Origin of the sequence: Amycolatopsis jejuensis (genome assembly GCF_000717335.1) — a bacterium.
GTDB lineage: Bacteria > Actinomycetota > Actinomycetes > Mycobacteriales > Pseudonocardiaceae > Amycolatopsis > Amycolatopsis jejuensis.
The window spans coordinates 37,190-53,971 of sequence record NZ_JNYZ01000016.1; the positions used below are offsets into that span (position 1 = coordinate 37,190).

A 16,782-nucleotide genomic window follows, 5' to 3' on the forward strand; every position below is an offset into this window, starting at 1 on the left:
ACGTGCGCCCCCTCACACTGGCTCCATCAAGACCGCCGCGAACCCGGTGGAGGCCGTATCGTGGGAACACTGCCAGTGCACCGATGCTTTGGAGGACGTCGTGTCCGGTTCCGTGATCCTTGGCGCTGCCCGCACCCCCATCGGGCGGCTGCTCGGCTCGTTGAAGGACTTCTCGGGGGCCCAGCTGGGCGGGATCGCGATCAAGGCCGCGCTCGAGCGCGCCGGCGTCTCCCCGGATGCGGTCCAGTACACGATCATGGGCCAGGTGCTCACCGCGGGCGCGGGCCAGATCCCGGCGCGGCAGGCCGCGGTCGCCGCGGGCATTCCGATGGACGTTCCCGCGCTCACCATCAACAAGGTGTGCCTGTCCGGCCTCGATGCGATCGCGCTCGCCGACCAGCTGATCCGCGCGGGCGAGTTCGACCTCGTCGTCGCGGGCGGGCAGGAGTCGATGACGCAGGCGCCGCACCTGCTGCCGAAGTCGCGGTCCGGCTTCAAGTACGGCGACACCACGCTGGTCGACCACATGGCGTACGACGGCCTGTTCTGCGCATTCGACCAGGTCGCCATGGGCTCGTCCACGGAGAAGTACAACTCGCGCTACGGCGTCACGCGGGAGCAGCAGGACGAGTTCTCCGCGCGGTCGCACCAGCGCGCCGCAGCCGCGATCGAGGCCGGATTCTTCCGTGAGGAGATCGCGCCGGTGCCGATTCCGCAGCGCAAGGGCGACCCGGTCCTCTTCGACACCGACGAGGGCGTGCGCGCGGACACCACCACCGACAGCCTCGGCAAGCTGCGTCCGGCCTTCGCCTCGGACGGCACCATCACCGCCGGTTCGGCGTCGCAGATCTCCGACGGCGCGGCCGCGGTCATCGTCGCGAGCCCGGAGAAGGCGGCCGAGCTGGGCATCACGCCGCTGGCCGAGATCGGCGCGCACGGCGTCGTCGCGGGTCCGGACGCGAGCCTGCACGAGCAGCCGTCGAACGCGATCCGCGCGGCGCTGGCCAAGGCCAAGCTGGACGTGTCGGACCTGGACCTGGTGGAGATCAACGAGGCGTTCGCCGCGGTCGGCCTGGTGTCGAGCGACAAGCTGGGCCTCGACCCGTCGATCGTGAACGCGAACGGCGGCGCGATCGCGCTTGGCCACCCGATCGGCGCGTCCGGTGCGCGGCTGGCCGTGCACCTGGTACACGAGCTGCGCCGCCGCGGTGGCGGCCTCGGTGCCGCGGCGCTGTGCGGTGGCGGCGGCCAGGGTGACGCGCTGCTGATCCGCGTCCCGTCGGCGTAAGTCTTGGCCGGCCCGGACCTCGACGAGCTGGTCGGCCGCGCGCGCGAAGGACAACCGCGCGCGGTCGCCCGGCTGATCTCGCTCGTCGAGGATGCGTCCCCGCGCGTCGCGGACATCGCCCGCGCGCTGACGCCGTACACCGGCCGTGCCCGCGTTGTCGGGCTTACCGGACCACCCGGAGTCGGCAAGTCGACCTCGACGTCGGCGCTGCTCACCGCCCTGCGCAGCGAGGGATTGCGGGTCGGCGTACTGGCGATCGACCCGTCGTCGCCGTTCTCCGGCGGTGCGCTGCTCGGTGACCGGATCCGGATGACCGACCACGCCACCGACCCCGGCGTGTTCATCCGCTCGATGGCCACGCGAGGCCACCTCGGCGGCCTGTCGTGGGCGACCCCGCAGGCAGTACGGGTGCTCGACGCCGCCGGTTTCGACGTGGTGCTGATCGAGACGGTCGGGGTCGGACAGTCCGAAGTGGACGTCGTGAAACTGGCCGACACCACGGTGGTCCTGCTGGCCCCCGGCATGGGCGACGGGGTACAGGCGGCCAAGGCAGGGGTACTCGAGATCGCGGACGTGTTCGTGGTGAACAAAGCCGACCGAGACGGCGCCGACGCGACGGTGCACGACCTGAAGCAGATGATCACCCTGTCCCGCCGCGAACTGCGCGGCCCGAGCTGGCGGCAGCCGGTGATCCGCACGGTGGCGTCGAAGGGCGAGGGGGCGGACGAGGTCGTCGCTGCATTGCGCGCGCACCATGATTGGCTTGCGGCGCATGGGGAACTGACCCGCCGCCGGGCGTTGCGGGCACAGGAGGAAGTGGCGGCCATTGCGCTCCGGCGGCTGCATGCCGAGCTGGCGGATCTGCATGATGGGGACCGGTTGGCAGGGCTGGCGGATCTGGTGGTGGCGCGGGAGCTGGACCCGTTCGCGGCGGCGGATCGGCTGATCGCTGATTTGAAGGGGTGACGGCGGGGGAGAATCGCGGACATGGCTGACCGGAGTGAGCTGCCCGCATCCCGCCGACCCGTGAACGAACTGGGTGAGCCGTCGATCATCCACCGCATGGCCCGCTCACGGCTTTCTCGTGACGCCCGCGCGCGCAACCACGGAGCCTTCCTCGCCGACGCTGCCGGGCGGTTCACGCCGTCGTCATCGGTGACGATCCGCTTCGAGCAGGCCGATTCCCGGATCTCCGCGAGCCTTGCCATCGCCGCGGGCGCGGAGATCACGGTCCGGGACCGCGTGCTGCGGGCCGGCGACCGGGCGGTCCAGGTCGCGTCTTCCCCGCGAACTGACCCGCGGCACCGCTGTGGAGGAAGCCGACACCGGCACGGGCGGCACGTACGCGAGGCTGGAAGAAGCAGGCCACCTGCTGGCCTCGTTCACCGAGCACGTGCGAGCCCGGATGCCCACGCCGGATGAAGCGGCGCTGCTGCAGATCGCCGCGGGCACACCGGTGATCACCGTGACCCGGGTCGCGTATGGAGAAAGCGGGCGACCACTCGAGATGAACGACATGGTGCTCGCCGCCGACAGGTACGAACTCACCTACGAGTGGCCCGCGGACTGAGCACTCACCGGATCTGCTGAGCAGCGCCGTACCTCGGCTTGGTCACCGTGCGGGCCGCCGCTGGAGCCGCCCATCACACCTGCCATGCCCCAATGGGCGGGGCCGCTGGGGTGGTCCGGGGTGCCGGTCCAGTGGAGGGTGGAGCCGCCGGTGTACGCCAGCCGCGCGCCGACGGCGTCTTGCACCAGCTGTCCCGACGCGTTCGGGCCGAGCGCGTCCTCGCTGTGGCCGGGGAAGAACAGCTGTCCGACCGGGGCGTTCGTCCACGGCGCACCATCGGCCCCGCGCTTCGGGGATTCTGCGACAACGGCTGGGTCAGCGCGGCGGTCCCCAGTAACCGGACACCCCCTGCTGTTCGGCGAGAAGGGCGGTGATCATGCTCAGGACGAGACGTTCGCCGGAAGTTTTTGTCGGTCCCCGTTCCTATACTGCTCGCGAAGGGGAGGGAACCACATGAGAAGGCTGCTCATTGCAGTACTGACCACGCTGATGTTGATCGCCATCGGAGCTCCGGCGGCAAGTGCCGACCCGGCGCCGCCCAAGCGCACGCCGGGGCCGTGCCAGTACACCGAAACTCCGGACGAGCCCGCTGCGCGGCCGGTGTCCTTGCCGCCTGATCCGCGGCACACACCGGATCACGGGCGCGTCGACGTTGCCGTTTTCACCAACCAAGGTCCGCTTCCGCTGCGGCTCGATCGCGGACGGGCGCCGTGCACGGTGCAGAGCCTCCTGCACCTCGCGCGGCACGGCTTCTTCGACCGCACCACCTGTCACCGGCTCACCGCGTACCCCACGCTCAAGGTCCTGCAATGCGGCGACCCGTCGGGCACCGGTGAGGGCGGCCCGGGCTACCGCTTCCGCGACGAGCTGCCCACCACCTTGCCACCCGCGCCGTCCGATCCGACCGGACAGCGCCGGACGTACGGGCGGGGCCTGCTGGCCATGGCGAACGCCGGACCGGATACCAACGGGTCACAGTTCTTCGTCGTCTACGGGGATTCCAGCCTCCGGCCGAACTACACCGTGTTCGGCACCGTCGGCGAGGCCGGGTTGCGCACGCTCGACCACGTCGCGGCCGGTGGGGTCGAACCGGGGCCGGGGAGTACCGACGGCACACCTGTCCGTACCACCGATCTGGAGGTGGTGGTGCCGCTCTGCCTGTTCTGCGCGCGCTGACTGGCCCACTTCACCAGGGCTGGAGTGGACCAGTCCGGTAGTCCAGTCCGGATTAGCGTGGAGGTCATGACGAAGCGAATCGCCCTTGCCACGGGTGGGTTGTACCAGGCCATGTCCCATCTGCAGGCCGAGGTGAGGAAGGCGGGCGCGAACGCGGGACTCGACCTGAAGCTCATCGAGCTGGTCAAGATGCGTGCCTCTCAGCTCAACGGGTGCGCGTACTGCCTCGACATGCACGCGGCGGAAGCGATCGAGGCGGGCGAGTCGCCGCGGCGGCTGTACGTGCTCGAGGGATGGCGGGAGACCGAGCTGTTCACCGAGCAGGAGCGGGCCGCGCTCGCGTACACCGAGGCGATGACGGTGATCTCCGAGCACAAGGACGTCCCCGAGGAGGTGTACGCCGAGGCGACCCGCGTGTTCACCGAGGATCAGTACCGTGCGCTGGCGTGGTCGGTCGTCACGATCAACTCGTGGAACCGGCTCATGGTCGCGAGCCATGCGGTGCTGCCGGAGCGTGCCGCGTGACCGCGGAGCAGCTGCGGGCTTTGCACGTGCCCGGGAAGCCGCTGATCCTGCCGAACGCGTGGGACGGGGACACCGCACAGCTCGTCGAGGCGGCCGGTTTCCCCGTGGTGGCAACGAGTTCCGCGGCCGTCGCGGCGACGCTCGGGAAGGCCGACCACGAGGGCGCCGGTGCGGACGAGATGTTCGCGGCCGCGGCGCGCATTGTGCGGGCGGTGTCGGTGCCGGTGAGCGTTGACGCGGAAGGTGGGTACGGCCTGCCGCCCGCGGAGGTCGCCGCGCGGCTGCTCGACGTCGGCGCGGTCGGCTGCAATTTCGAAGACGCCGACAACCGCAAGGGCGGATTGTGGTCGATCGACGACCAGGCGATGCGGATTTCGCAGCTACGCCAAGCCGGTGGCGCGCTGGTGATCAACGCGCGGGTCGATGCGTTCTTGGGAGTCCCGGACGAGCAAGCGGTCTTCGACGACGCCGTGGCCCGCGGTCGCGCGTACCTCGACGCGGGAGCCGACTGTGTGTACCCGATCCTGCTGCGTTCACCGGAGTTGCTGGCGGAGTACGTGCGGCAGGTGGGTGGTCCGGTGAATGCGTCGGTACTGCCGGGCGGTCCGGGTCTGGCCGGGCTGGCGGAGTTGGGGGTTGCGCGGATCTCGCTGGGTGCCGGGTTGTGGCGGTACCTGCGCCGGACTCTGGAAGGGGTGCTCAGCGGCCTCGCCGAGGGGGAACTGCCGTACTGAAACGGAGAACCGCTGGGTGCCACAGGGGGGCACCCAGCGGCCTCGCCGAGGGAATTGCCTTACTGGCAAACAGAAAACCGCCGGGCGCCACAAGGCACCCGGCGGTTTCCGGTGAGATCTCAGTGCTGCACGGCCTTTTCCGCACCAGCGCCGGTGAGGGACCGTACCTCCATCTCCGCGTACTTCGCCGCGTTGTGTTCCTTCGACAGGATCGTGCCGAGCCAGCCGAGGATGAACGCGAGCGGGATCGACACCAGGCCCGGGTTGTCGAGCGGGAACCAGTGGAAGTCCACGCCCTGGATCATCGACGCGCTCTTGCCCGTCTTCGGGTCCACCGGTTTCCCGGACACCGCCGGCGAGAACACGATGAGCACGATCGTCACGATCAGGCCGCCGTAGATGCTCCACAACGCGCCCTGGGTGTTGAACCGCTTCCAGAACAGCGAGTACAGGATCGTCGGCAGGTTGGCCGATGCCGCCACCGCGAAGGCCAGCGCCACCAGGAACGCGATGTTCTGCCCGTTCGCCAGGATGCCGCCGAGGATCGCGACGATGCCGATCACCACGGCGGTGATCCGCGCGACGCGCACCTCCGAACCCGTGCCGGTCTTGCCCTTCTTCATCACGTTGGCGTACACGTCGTGGGCGAACGAGGCCGACGCGGTGATCGTCAGGCCCGCCACCACGGCGAGGATCGTCGCGAACGCGATGGCCGAGATCAGGCCCAGCAGGACAGGGCCGCCGAGGTTCAGGGCCAGCAGCGGCGCCGCCGAGTTCACGCCGCCGGGGGCGTTCTTGATGTCGTCCGGGCCGACCAGCGCGCCCGCGCCGTAGCCGAGCACCAGCGTGAACAGGTAGAACACGCCGATCAGCACGATCGCCCACACCACCGAGCGGCGGGCTTCCCGCGCGGTCGGCACGGTGTAGAAGCGCATCAGCACGTGCGGCAGACCTGCGGTGCCCAGCACCAGCGCGATGCCGAGGGAGAAGAAGTCCAGCTTCGTCGTGCCGGTCTTGCCGTACTGCTTACCCGGCCCGAGCAGCGCATCGCCTGCCTGGCCCGCCTTGTCGACGGCGCCCTGCAGCAGCGACGAGAAGTTGAAGCCGTACTTGCCGAGTACCCACAGCGTCATCGCCAGCGCGCCGATGATCAGCAGCGCGGCCTTGATGATCTGCACCCACGTGGTGCCCTTCATGCCGCCGATGAGGACGTACGCGATCATGATCACGCCGACCACCGCGATCACCACGGCCTGCGCGGCCGCACCCTCGATCCCCAGCAGCAGCGCGACGAGACCGCCCGCGCCCGCCATCTGGGCCAGCAGGTAGAAGAACGACACCACGAGCGTGGAAATCGCCGCCGCGGCTCGCACCGGACGTTGCCGCATGCGGAACGCGAGCACGTCGCCCATGGTGAACTTGCCGGTGTTCCGCAGGAGTTCCGCCACCAGCAGCAGCGCGACCAGCCACGCCACCAGGAAGCCGATGGAGTAGAGGAACCCGTCGTAGCCGTAGATCGCGATGGCGCCGGCGATACCGAGGAACGACGCGGCCGACAGGTAGTCGCCGGAGATCGCGATGCCGTTCTGCGGGCCGGTGAACGCGCGGCCGGCGGCGTAGTAGTCCGACGCCGTCTTGGTGTTGCGGCTCGCGCGGAACACGATCACCAGGGTGATCACCACGAACAGCGCGAAAATGCTGATGTTGAGCGCCGGGCTGCTGCCCTCGACGCCGGCCGCCAGGGTGGTGGTCATGCCGGCTCCTTCGGGTTCTCGATGTCACCGCGGATCCGCTCGGCGAGCGGATCCAGCTTCTTGTTGGCGTAGCGCACGTACAGCCACGTGATGAGGAACGTGGACACGAACTGCAGCAAGCCGAAGAGGAGGCCGACGGTGAAGTTGCCGGCGATCTTCGTGCTCATGAAGCCGTGCGCGTAGTCGGCCAGCAGGACGTAGAGCAGGTACCAGGCGAGGAACAGCGCGGCCATCGGGAACACGAAGCGGCGCAACCGGCCGCGCAGTTCCCGGAACTCGGCGCTGTCGTGCACCCGCTCCCAGGTCGGGTCCGGCACGACGCCGGACTCGTCGGAGTCGCCTGCGCTCATGGGTGGGTCTCCCTTGCGACGCTGCGGTTGTGGTCCGCGCCACAGTAGGGACGACGGCGTCGCGGGGGAACCTTCAGCGGCTCAAACGCCGGGCCACACGACGAACGGTCGACGAACGGTCGGCGGGGGTGGCCGAAGGGCGTTCGTCCAGATGCAGCCGGAGCATCGCCGCCCCTGCCCAGGACGGGGGATGCCCGCGCAGGGAGACCACGATCATTACTCCGAATGCGAGTGGTACCGACCATGGTGCCGGTTGCGACACCAAGATCGCCACCCATCCGTGTATCGGCGGCCCGGCGAGCGCGAACAGGATCGACCCCGACGACGCGGCGAGCCCGGTGAGCACCCCGGAGATTGCGCCCGCCGCGGTGAGCCGCTGCCACCAGATACCGAGCACGAGCAGCGGGCAGAACGTGGACGCGGCGACGGTGAACCCCCAGGTCACCAGCACACCGGCGTCGAGACGCGCGGACGGCAGGGCCAGGATGACCATCGCGATCGAAGCGATCACCACCGTCACCCGCAGCCGGCGCAGGCCACCCGGCATCAGGTCGTACGCGAGCGCGCCGGACATCACCAGCAGCAAACCCAGTGACGTGGCAAGGAATGCGGCGAACGCACCGGCGGTGAGCAGTGCGGTGAAAAGCTGTCCTGCCCAGCCGTGGTCGACCTGCGACGGCAGCGCGACGACGACCGTGTCCGTGTCGCCGGAGAGGTACAGCTGCGGTACGAGCACTCGGCCGAGCACGCCGTAAATGCCGGGGAAGAGGTAGAAAACCCCCAGCAGCGCAACGGTGATCGCGGCGGTGCGGCGGGCGGCGCGGCCGTCCGGGCTGGTGTGGAAGCGCATCAGGACGTGCGGGAGGCCCATCGTGCCGAGCACGGTCGCCACGAGTACGGCCCAGGTGCCGAGCAGCGGGTGGCCGTTGTCGACGTCCAGCAGCGGACGTTGCCATTCCGGACCGCCGAGCGCGACCTGCCCGTCGACCCCGGGAACCTGCGTACCGGCGGCGAAGACGAGCTGTTCTCCCTCGTGCGCCACCAGTTGTCCGGGCGGGAGAGTGCCGCGGCCGGCGATGGTGGTGGGTTCGCGGAGGGTGAGGGTGACGTCGTGGTCGAACCGCACCGTGGTGGCGTGCGAGAACCGGGTGAACTCGATGGGGTTGAGGCTGGCGTCGCGGTCGGTCGCGCCGACGTGCAAGAGCAGCCACAACGCGGGAACCAGGAACAGCAAGAGTTTCAGGAAGAACTGGAAGGCCTGCACGTACGTCGCCGCGCGCATGCCACCGAGCGCGAGTGTGACACTGACCGCGGTACCAGCGATGACCACGCCGACCCAGTACGGAGTCCCGCCGACTGCGGTGAGCACGAGCCCGGCGGTGCGGAACTGGGGGATGACGTAAATCGTGCCGATCACCAGGATCACCACGGCCGCCAGCCGCCGCAGCGCGGGCGAGGCGAGGCGCGCTTCGGCGAAGTCGGGGACGGTGAGCGCGCCAGAACGCCGCATCGGCGCGGCAACCAGCACCAGCATCGCGACGTACCCGGCGGTGAACCCGACCGGGTACCACAGCGCGCCGACGCCGTCCTTGACCATCAGCCCGGCGACGCCCAGAAACGAGGCTGCGGAGAGGTATTCGCCGGAAACCGCGGCGGAGTTGACGAACGGCGAGATCCGCCGGGACGCGACGAGAAAGTCCGACGTGGTGCGCATTGCGGCGACCCCGCGCACGCCGATGAGCAGCGTGACGAGCACGACGGGCGCTACCGCCAGCGCGATGTCCACCTACGCCCTCCCGCTCCGGGGATGCGCCGCCCACAGCGCCCCAATGTGGCATTGGGTGCATGTGACGCACCGAATGCCACATTGGGTGCATGTGACGCACCGAATGTGGCATTGGGTGCGTGGGATGCAGCGAATGCCACATTGGGTGCGTGGGATGCAGCGAATGTGGCATTGGGGTGCGGCGGGGCGGGTGCTCACCGGTCGTCCTCGACTTTCTCGGCGCGGTGCAGCTGCCACCACGCGAGCCCGGCCATGACCGGGTACGGCAGCACCGCGATCAGCAGCCAGGACACCGGAATCCCCCACAGCCGCAGGCCGTCGAGCGCCGGGGCCACGGCGAACACCACGGGCAAACCCAGGACCAGCACGAACATCGCGACCAGCGCCGGAATCCCACGGCGGCGCTGGATCCGGTACAGCACCGCCGCACGGTCTGCCTCCGCCGCGCGCAGCCGTGGCATCCGCCAGCGCCCGCGTTCGAGCCGCCGCGACCGGGCGAGCCTGGTCTGCGGACTGGTGACAGCGACGCGTTTCGTGCGGCTCACCCTGGACTCCCCAGCTGACCTCGCTGGGCGGCTTCCAGCAGGCGGTCGCGCAGGTCACGGGCATGTCGTCGGCTCACCGGTACGTCGCCTGCTTCGGTGTGGGCCAGCAGGCCGCCGGTGGTGTCGCTGCGCAGTTCCAGCACCGCACTCACCGCGAGCAGGAATCCGCGGTGCACGCGGGTGAATCCGGTGCCTTCCCAGTATTCCTGGAGCCGCGAGATCGGCATTCGTACCGGATGGACGCCGGTGCGAGTGTGCAGGCGGACGTAGTCGCCGTTGGCTTCGGCGAACAGGACGTCGTCGCGGCGGACGTACCTGGTGCGCCCGCCCGAATCGACCGGCAATGCGGCCATCGCGTCCGGCGCGGACTGGCGGTCTCCACGCGGGACCAGGCGCGTCACCTTCGCCAGCGCGGCCGACAGCCGTTCCGTGCGCACGGGTTTCAGCAGGTAGTCCACCGCGCCGATGCCGTACGCGGTCACCGCGTGCCCGTCGTGGGCCGTCACGAACACGATCACCGGCGGCTCGGACAGCTTCGCCAGCAGCGACGCCAGCTCCAGCCCGTCGAGGCCGGGCATCGAGATGTCCAGGAATACCGCGTGGAAATGGTCTGCCTGCAACAGTTTCAGTGCCTTCAGCGCATCACCCGCTCCCACGACCTCGCCGACTTCCGGGGCCTCGGCCAGCATCCGGCACAGTTCGGCGAGCGCCGGGGGGAGGTCGTCGACTGCCAGCACCCGCAGCCCGGTCACGGCAGCACCCCCGGCTGGAACCTGGGTACCCGCACCACGACCCGGGTTCCGGCGCCGACCGCAGTTTCCACCGTGAGCCCGTACCAGGCGCCGTACACCGTGCGCAACCGTCTGTCCACATTGGCCATTCCAAGGCCGGTACCGGCACCACTCCCGGCGAGGATCGCGGCGGCCCGCTCCGGCTCCATGCCCACCCCGTCGTCCTCCACGCTGATCACGCAGTCGTTCCCTTCCGCCTGCCCGTGCACCTGGACCAGCCCGGTGCCCGACCGCGGCTCGATCCCGTGCCGGATCGCGTTCTCCACGAGGGGTTCGAGTACCAGGTACGGCACCGCCACCGCAAGGACTTCCGGCGCGACCCGCACCTGCACCTTCAGACGTTCGCCCAAAACTGCCCGCTGCAGTGCCAGATACGTCTCCACCGCGCGGAATTCCTCGGCCACGACGGTGTACTCGCCGTGCCGCGACAGGCTGTAACGGGTGTAGTCGGCGAAATCCAGCATCAGGTCCCGTGCGCGGTCCGGCTCCGAACGGACGAACGACGCGATCACGGTGAGCGCGTTGTACACGAAATGCGGCGACATCTCCGCGCGCAAAGCCCGTAGCTCGGCCTGCGCGGCCTGATCCGCCGACGCTTCGAGCCGGCCCCGTTCCAGCGCCTGTACCACGAGGTCGGTGGCTTGCCGCGAAACTCCGGCGGGCAGGTCGCCGACCAGCAGCAACGCCCCCGCGAGCTCGTCGTGGACGTGCAGCGGCAGCGCCGTCAGCGTGCCGTCGACGGCCGGTTCCTCGCGATGCAGGACCTCGTCGAGGACCCGGGTGACGGCGTCGTCGGCGGCCGGGCGGCCGGACCAGGCCAGCGCACCGGACAGGTCCGACAGCCCGAGCCCGGCGACGTCGAACAGCCGCCGCAACCCGTGTGCGGCGCGCCGCACGTGGGTGCCGGACAGGCCGTCCATCAGGTCGTCGGTGACCTTCCGCGCCGCGCCGAGGATCCGCGCGGCGTCCGGGCGGGAGCGCCACGGCAGCCGGGCACTCTCGGTCATCGGCGACCTCCCCTGCAGGTATCTGGGGAAACAGATGGTAGCCGAACACGAAGAAGGGGACCTTCCGCGTGGAAAGTCCCCTTCACCGTGCCGCAGGTCAGCAGTTCTGCTTGTAGAAGTACTTCGAGTTGGCGTCCAGGTCGTCCTTGGTGATCGAGTGCAGCTGTGCGGTCAGGTCCCGCTGTACCGGCTTGCCCTCCAGGGCGGCGACCGCCTGGTCGACGCCCTGCTTGCCGATCTCCGCCGGGTCCTGCGCGATGAGCGCCTGGTACTCGCCCTTGCGCAGACCGTCCACTTCGGACGGGCTGGCGTCGAACCCGACGAGGTTCACCTTGCCGATCTTGCCCGCGTTGCGCAGGCCGGTGGCGCCGCCCTCACCGGTGTTCAGGTTGGTCGCGAAGATGCCGATGAGGTCCGGCGTCGACGCGAGCGCCGCGGTCACCTTCGACGCGGCCTGGTCCGGCTCGTTCTGCGTGTACTGCACGCCGATCGACTTGAGGTTCGGGTGCTTCGCCAGCTCGTCCGCGAAACCCTTCGCGCGCGCGGCGGTGGTCGACGTGCCCGCGATGGTGTCGAGGATCAGCACCGAACCCGGCTTCTCGCCGACGAGCTTCGCCAGCGTCTGCGCGGCCAGCTTGCCGCCCTCCTCGTTGTTCGAGGAGATCGACGACACGGCCACACTCTTGTCCTTCAGCGACGTGTCCACCTCGACGATCTTCGTGCCGCGGTTCTTGACCTGCTGGATCGGCGCGAGCATCGCGTGGTCGTCGGTCGGGGCGATGAGCAGCGCGGCGGGCGGGTTGGAGCCCATCGCGTTGACGATCGTGGTCTGCATGGCGGCGTCGAACTTCTGCGGTGCCTGCGTGGTCAGCTCGTACCCGAGCTTCTTCGCCTCGTCCTGCGCACCGCACTGCATGGAGATGTAGAACGGCTCCGCCTGTACGCCGGGGACGAGCGCGAGCTTCTTGCTGTTCGCGTTGTTCGAGCCCGAGTTGTCCGTCGAACCGCCCACCTGGCCGGAGCCGCACGCGGCCACCAGCGTCGCCACGGACGCGAGCGTCCCGGCGGCGAGGAGGGTTTTGGTCAGTTTCATGGTCAGCACCTCTTTGTACTCGGTGGGGTTCAGCGGGAGTTGCGCTTGCGGCGGCGCCGCTGGTCGAACCAGACGGCCGCGATCAGGACCGCACCGACCGCGATCATCTGCCAGAAGTCCTGCACGTGGGTGATGTTGAAGCCCTTCTTCAGCACCGCCGGGATGAACACCCCGATGACCGTGCCCAGCATCGAGCCGACGCCGCCGAAGAGGCTGGTCCCGCCCATCACCGTGGCGGAGATGGCGTTGAGGTTGTCGTTGGTGTGCGCCGAGATCGTGGTCGACGCGTAGTACGCCAGCGACAGGAAACCCGCGATCCCGGCGAGGAACCCGGTGAGCAGGTACACCTTGAGCAGGTGCTTGGTCACGCCGATCCCGGAGCGGCGGGCCGCCTCGGCGTTGGAGCCGACCGCGAAGGTGTAGCGGCCGAAGCGCGTGGTGTGCAGCAGCCACGCACCGATCAGCGTGATCACCACGGCCACCAGCACGAGGTTCGGGATCCCGCCGAGCGACGTGCCGTAACCGAGGGTCTTGTTGAGCTCGGTGGGCACGCTGCGCACGTCCGACCCGCCGTTCAGCAGGTACGACGCCCCGAGCGCGGCCCCCATCGTGCCGAGCGTGACGATCAGCGGCGGGATGTTGGCCACCGCGATCAGGTACCCGTTGATGAGGCCCCAGATCGTACCCGCGACGACCGCCGCGACGAGCCCGACGGTGATCACGCCCCACCCCGCATGCGACGCGTCGCCGCCGGGGCTCAGCGCTTCCATGATCTTGCCCGCCACCATGCCGGAGAAGATCAGCACCGACCCGACGGAAAGGTCGATGCCGGAGGTGATGATCACGAACGTCATGCCCACCGAAAGCACGAGCAGCACGGACGTTTCGATCAGCAGCGTCTGGAACGTGAACAGGCTCGCGAACTCGGCCGGCGCAATGGCGGTGAACACCGCGATCAGCGCGAGCAGCACGAGCGCGATCCAGAACGTGTTGGCCCCGATGAGCCGCTTGCCGAGCGGACGTTTGCCGAATTCTTCGTCGACGGTGGCCTGAATTTCCTTCGTGGGAGCGCTCATGCCGCTTCCTCCTGCACGAGGGCGCCGGTCATTGCCGCCACCAGGTCCTCGAGTTTCGTGTCCGCACCGGTGAACCGGGCGACGCGCTTGCCGAGCCGCAGGACTTCGATGCGGTCGGACACCGACAGCACTTCTGGCATGTTGTGGCTGATCAGCACCACCGCAATGCCCTTGTCACGGACCTTCTTGATCACGTCCAGCACGCGTTCGCGCTGCACCACGCCGAGCGCGGCGGTCGGCTCGTCCATGAACACGACCTTCGACGCCCACACCACCGACCGCGCCACCGCGACGCTCTGCCGCTGGCCGCCGGACAGCGAGCCGATCGGCACGTCGGTGCTCTGCAGTGTGACGCCCAGGCGCTGGAACTCCTGCACTGCCTGCCGCCGCATTTCCGCCTTGTCCAGCATGCCGAGCTTGCCCAGGATGCCCTTGCGGAAGATCTCCCGGCCCAGGTACAGGTTCGCCGCCGGGTCGAGTTCCGGGGCCACCGCCAGGTCCTGGTACACCGTCTCGATGCCGAGCCGGCGCGCGGTGACCGGCGATTCCAGGTGGATCTCCGACCCGTCGAGCAGGATCTTGCCCGACGTCGGCTGTTCCGCGCCGGACAGGCATTTCACGAGCGTCGACTTGCCCGCGCCGTTGTCGCCGATCAGCGCGGTGACCTCGCCCGCGCGGGCCTGGAAGGAAGCGCCGCGCAGGGCTTCCACCGAACTGTAGTGCTTGGTCAGGTCGACTGCGTCCAGCAGGATTTCGCTCATCGGGCCTGGCTCCTTTCGGGGGCGGGCGGGAGGCACCGGACCACCGTGAGCGATCCCGACAGCTCGGCCTGCCCGGCGTCGAACGGCACCACGTAGGTGTCGCCCTTGGCCACCGGGAACTCACCGCCGTGCTCGGTGCGCAGCGTGCCCTCGCCGCCGAGCGCGACGAGCACGCCGAACGACGGGTCGAGCGGGAGCTGGTTCCCGGTGAGCTGGATCCGGTCGGCGCGGAAGAACTCCGCCGAGTCCGGGGCCAGCAGGTCCACCGTGGTCGCTCGGTCGCCCGCGGTGTGCTGCACGATCGTCTTCAGCCGGTCCTCGTCCCAGCCCGACGTGTCGAGAGTTTCGATCGCGGTGTCGAAGCCGATGCCGAGGTGACCTTTCTCCGGCGAGGCAAGGAAATCACGCCATTCCAGCGTGAGCGAGAAGTCCGTGGGCTGCTGCAGCTCCACCACGAACACGCCCTCGCCGATCGCGTGCGGCAGCCCGGCCGGGATGTACACCGTGTCCCCGGCTTCCACCGGGATGCTGTTGAGTGCGCCCAGCATGCTCGGCGCGTCCTGTTCGCGGGTCCACTCGGCGACGGTCGCCATGCTCGTGGTCTCCCGGAAACCGGGGTACACGCGCGGGTCGTCGCCGTAGGTGCCCACAACGATCCACGCCTCGGTCTTGCCGAAGTGCGAGTCGAAGTGCTTGCGGGCAAAGGAGTCCGATGGGTGGAAGTGCACCGGCAGCCGCTGGCCGGCGTCGAGCAGTTTCACGAGCAGGCCGGTGGAGTCGCCGAGCTTCGCGACGTGTGCCGGGCCGAGCCACGCTTCGGGGTTCGCCGCGACCGCGTCGCGCAGCCAAGCCCCGCCGGGCAGTCTGGTGAGACCGGTGGTCTCCTGGCCGAACATGGTGGTGACGGATCCGACCCAGTCTTCGGGGCCGAACTTCGAGTCGGTACCGGTGGCGCCGCGCAGTGCGGCGATGGCGTCCCCGCCGCGGTAGAACTGCGGCGGCTGGTTGGCCGGGAGCCGGACCGGTTCGAGGTGCTGGGTCACGGGGCGGCCTCACCGGAACCGCGGGGGACGAGGTGCACAGGCAGAACTACCTTTCTCGGTGCGGACTGGTCGCCCTGGATGCGCGCGAACAGCAGCTCTGCTGCCGCATGTCCGAGGGCGCTGACGTCGTGTGCGACGACGGTGACCGGCGGGTCCAGCAGATCCGCCAGCTCGAAGTCGTCGAAGCTCACGAGCGCGGGCCGGTGCTCGGCGTGCGCCAGTGCACGCAGCAGATGCACCGCGACCCGGTTGTTGCCGGCGACCACGGCGGTCGCCGCGGCCGGTCCGCGCAGCAGCTGGTGTACGGCCCTGCCGACGGTTTCCGGCGTCGGCGTCTGCATCACCACGAGGCTCTCGTCGTAGGAGATCCCGTTGCGCACACAGCCTTCCCGGAACCCGCGCTGCCGTTCGGACGCGGTGAAGATGTCCGGGCTGTCCCCGAGGAACGCGATCCGCCGGTGCCCGTGCTGGGCAAGGTGGGTGACCGCCTCGATGGTGCCGCCGAGGTTGTCCACGAGCACGGTGTCGGCCACGATGTCGCCGGCCGGCCGGTCGAGGAACACCACCGGTGTGCCCGCGCGCATTTCCGGCACGAGGTACCCGTGCTGCAGCCCGGCGGGCACGATCAGGACGCCGTCGACGCGGCGGGCGCAGAACTCCAGCGCCAGCTCGCGTTCGCGGTCGGAGTTCTCCTCCGACGACCCGGTGAGCACATGCCTGCCGAAGGACGTGGCGATCCGTTCCACTGCCCGGTTCAGCTCCGAGTAGAACGGGTTCCCGACGTCCTCCACGATCAGGCCGATGGTGCCTGTGGTGGAACCCCGGCGCAGGTTGCGCGCGCCGAGGTTGCGCCGGAACCCGAGCTGCTCGATCGCGGCCACCACGCGTTCGGCGGTGTCCGGATGAACCGCGGGTTCGTCGTTGACGACTCGCGACACGGTCTTGATGCTGACGCCGGCCAGCCGGGCCACGTCGCTCATCGTGGCCCGTCTGCTGGCGGGGCGGGGAAGCCCGTCCGCGTCCCGGCCCGAAGGAGACAACGTTGTCATAATGCCGGGGATTGCACACCACGGAGGGCCCCGCTGTCAATCCCCGGGTTCCGTCCGGCGGTCGGATCCGACGAATGTGCTGGTACGGATGGTGGATCTGGTTGTCTTGAATCGGACAAGCTCTCACCGCCGACTTGACGACCTGGTGAGCCGTTGTCCAGGGTGACCGGCATCGACAGTGCGCGACAAGGTTGTCATCGATGCCTTGACCGGCGGTGGCGGCGGAGTCGCGCC

General features: G+C 69.4%; 16 protein-coding genes and 1 pseudogene. 6 read left to right on the forward strand and 11 right to left on the reverse strand.

Annotated features, from left to right (window positions below):
• Nucleotides 1–100: 100 nt before the first annotated feature.
• The 6 genes and pseudogenes from OO71_RS22875 to OO71_RS22900 all read left to right on the forward strand — a co-directional run bounded on the left by OO71_RS22875 (nucleotide 101) and on the right by OO71_RS22900 (nucleotide 5,293).
• Entirely contained in the window at nucleotides 101–1,288 is a 1,188-nt protein-coding gene (locus OO71_RS22875) for an acetyl-CoA C-acetyltransferase (protein ID WP_033292013.1), read from the forward strand.
• Nucleotides 1,289–1,291: 3 nt separating this feature from the next.
• Nucleotides 1,292–2,254 (forward strand): methylmalonyl Co-A mutase-associated GTPase MeaB, encoded by a 963-nt coding sequence (gene meaB, locus OO71_RS22880; protein WP_033291912.1) that lies wholly within the window; start codon nucleotides 1,292–1,294, stop codon nucleotides 2,252–2,254.
• A 78-nt stretch (nucleotides 2,255–2,332) separates the two neighbouring features.
• Nucleotides 2,333–2,858 (forward strand): annotated as a pseudogene (locus OO71_RS49105) (GntR family transcriptional regulator); the annotation flags it as partial.
• Nucleotides 2,859–3,311: 453 nt separating this feature from the next.
• Nucleotides 3,312–4,034 (forward strand): peptidylprolyl isomerase, encoded by a 723-nt coding sequence (locus tag OO71_RS22890; protein WP_033291913.1) that lies wholly within the window; start codon nucleotides 3,312–3,314, stop codon nucleotides 4,032–4,034.
• 66 nt (nucleotides 4,035–4,100) lie between these two features.
• Nucleotides 4,101–4,559 carry a carboxymuconolactone decarboxylase family protein gene (locus OO71_RS22895; RefSeq protein ID WP_033292014.1) on the forward strand — a complete coding sequence of 153 codons (459 nt, stop codon included), beginning with the start codon at nucleotides 4,101–4,103 and terminating at the stop codon, nucleotides 4,557–4,559.
• A complete protein-coding gene (locus OO71_RS22900; protein ID WP_033291914.1) occupies nucleotides 4,556–5,293 on the forward strand; it encodes an isocitrate lyase/PEP mutase family protein in 738 nt (245 codons plus the stop codon). Before OO71_RS22895 ends, OO71_RS22900 begins: the two co-directional genes overlap by 4 nt.
• A gap of 119 nt (nucleotides 5,294–5,412) precedes the next feature.
• On the opposite strand, the gene OO71_RS22905 is transcribed toward OO71_RS22900, so the two are convergent.
• The 11 genes from OO71_RS22905 to OO71_RS22955 all read right to left on the reverse strand — a co-directional run bounded on the left by OO71_RS22905 (nucleotide 5,413) and on the right by OO71_RS22955 (nucleotide 16,479).
• Nucleotides 5,413–7,047: a solute symporter family protein gene (locus OO71_RS22905; protein WP_033291915.1), complete on the reverse strand. Its 1,635-nt coding sequence runs from the start codon at nucleotides 7,045–7,047 to the stop codon at nucleotides 5,413–5,415.
• On the reverse strand, nucleotides 7,044–7,397 hold the full coding sequence (locus OO71_RS22910) for a DUF485 domain-containing protein (protein ID WP_033291916.1): 354 nt from the start codon (nucleotides 7,395–7,397) through the stop codon (nucleotides 7,044–7,046). The genes OO71_RS22905 and OO71_RS22910 overlap by 4 nt, the downstream gene beginning before the upstream one ends.
• 73 nt (nucleotides 7,398–7,470) lie before the next feature.
• Nucleotides 7,471–9,183, reverse strand: a complete 1,713-nt coding sequence (locus tag OO71_RS22915) for a sodium/solute symporter (protein WP_033291917.1) — start codon at nucleotides 9,181–9,183, stop codon at nucleotides 7,471–7,473.
• Between the two features lie 194 nt (nucleotides 9,184–9,377).
• Complete coding sequence (locus OO71_RS22920) at nucleotides 9,378–9,728, reverse strand: DUF485 domain-containing protein (RefSeq protein WP_033291918.1); 351 nt, start codon at nucleotides 9,726–9,728, stop codon at nucleotides 9,378–9,380.
• Nucleotides 9,725–10,480, reverse strand: coding sequence for a LytR/AlgR family response regulator transcription factor (locus tag OO71_RS22925; RefSeq protein ID WP_033291919.1), 756 nt, complete (start codon nucleotides 10,478–10,480; stop codon nucleotides 9,725–9,727). Before OO71_RS22925 ends, OO71_RS22920 begins: the two co-directional genes overlap by 4 nt.
• Complete coding sequence (locus OO71_RS22930; protein WP_033291920.1) at nucleotides 10,477–11,526, reverse strand: sensor histidine kinase; 1,050 nt, start codon at nucleotides 11,524–11,526, stop codon at nucleotides 10,477–10,479. The genes OO71_RS22925 and OO71_RS22930 overlap by 4 nt, the downstream gene beginning before the upstream one ends.
• Nucleotides 11,527–11,623: 97 nt before the next feature.
• On the reverse strand, nucleotides 11,624–12,619 hold the full coding sequence (locus tag OO71_RS22935; RefSeq protein WP_033291921.1) for an ABC transporter substrate-binding protein: 996 nt from the start codon (nucleotides 12,617–12,619) through the stop codon (nucleotides 11,624–11,626).
• A gap of 29 nt (nucleotides 12,620–12,648) precedes the next feature.
• Nucleotides 12,649–13,695: an ABC transporter permease gene (locus tag OO71_RS22940; protein WP_033291922.1), complete on the reverse strand. Its 1,047-nt coding sequence runs from the start codon at nucleotides 13,693–13,695 to the stop codon at nucleotides 12,649–12,651.
• Entirely contained in the window at nucleotides 13,692–14,456 is a 765-nt protein-coding gene (locus OO71_RS22945) for an ATP-binding cassette domain-containing protein (RefSeq protein WP_033291923.1), read from the reverse strand. Before OO71_RS22945 ends, OO71_RS22940 begins: the two co-directional genes overlap by 4 nt.
• Entirely contained in the window at nucleotides 14,453–15,499 is a 1,047-nt protein-coding gene (locus OO71_RS22950; protein ID WP_033291924.1) for a class I mannose-6-phosphate isomerase, read from the reverse strand. Before OO71_RS22950 ends, OO71_RS22945 begins: the two co-directional genes overlap by 4 nt.
• Complete coding sequence (locus OO71_RS22955) at nucleotides 15,496–16,479, reverse strand: LacI family DNA-binding transcriptional regulator (RefSeq protein WP_033291925.1); 984 nt, start codon at nucleotides 16,477–16,479, stop codon at nucleotides 15,496–15,498. The genes OO71_RS22950 and OO71_RS22955 overlap by 4 nt, the downstream gene beginning before the upstream one ends.
• Nucleotides 16,480–16,782 lie beyond the last annotated feature (303 nt).

Excerpts from the sequence above, each read along its gene's own strand:
- OO71_RS22890 (WP_033291913.1), top strand. The coding sequence starts at position 3,312 with ATGAGAAGGCTGCTCATTGCAGTACTGACCACGCTGATGTTGATCGCC.
- OO71_RS22895 (WP_033292014.1), top strand. The coding sequence starts at position 4,101 with ATGACGAAGCGAATCGCCCTTGCCACGGGTGGGTTGTACCAGGCCATG.
- OO71_RS22905 (WP_033291915.1), bottom strand. The coding sequence starts at position 7,047 with ATGACCACCACCCTGGCGGCCGGCGTCGAGGGCAGCAGCCCGGCGCTC.
- OO71_RS22910 (WP_033291916.1), bottom strand. The coding sequence starts at position 7,397 with ATGAGCGCAGGCGACTCCGACGAGTCCGGCGTCGTGCCGGACCCGACC.
- OO71_RS22930 (WP_033291920.1), bottom strand. The coding sequence starts at position 11,526 with ATGACCGAGAGTGCCCGGCTGCCGTGGCGCTCCCGCCCGGACGCCGCG.
- OO71_RS22935 (WP_033291921.1), bottom strand. The coding sequence starts at position 12,619 with ATGAAACTGACCAAAACCCTCCTCGCCGCCGGGACGCTCGCGTCCGTG.
- OO71_RS22940 (WP_033291922.1), bottom strand. The coding sequence starts at position 13,695 with ATGAGCGCTCCCACGAAGGAAATTCAGGCCACCGTCGACGAAGAATTC.
- OO71_RS22945 (WP_033291923.1), bottom strand. The coding sequence starts at position 14,456 with ATGAGCGAAATCCTGCTGGACGCAGTCGACCTGACCAAGCACTACAGT.
- OO71_RS22955 (WP_033291925.1), bottom strand. The coding sequence starts at position 16,479 with ATGAGCGACGTGGCCCGGCTGGCCGGCGTCAGCATCAAGACCGTGTCG.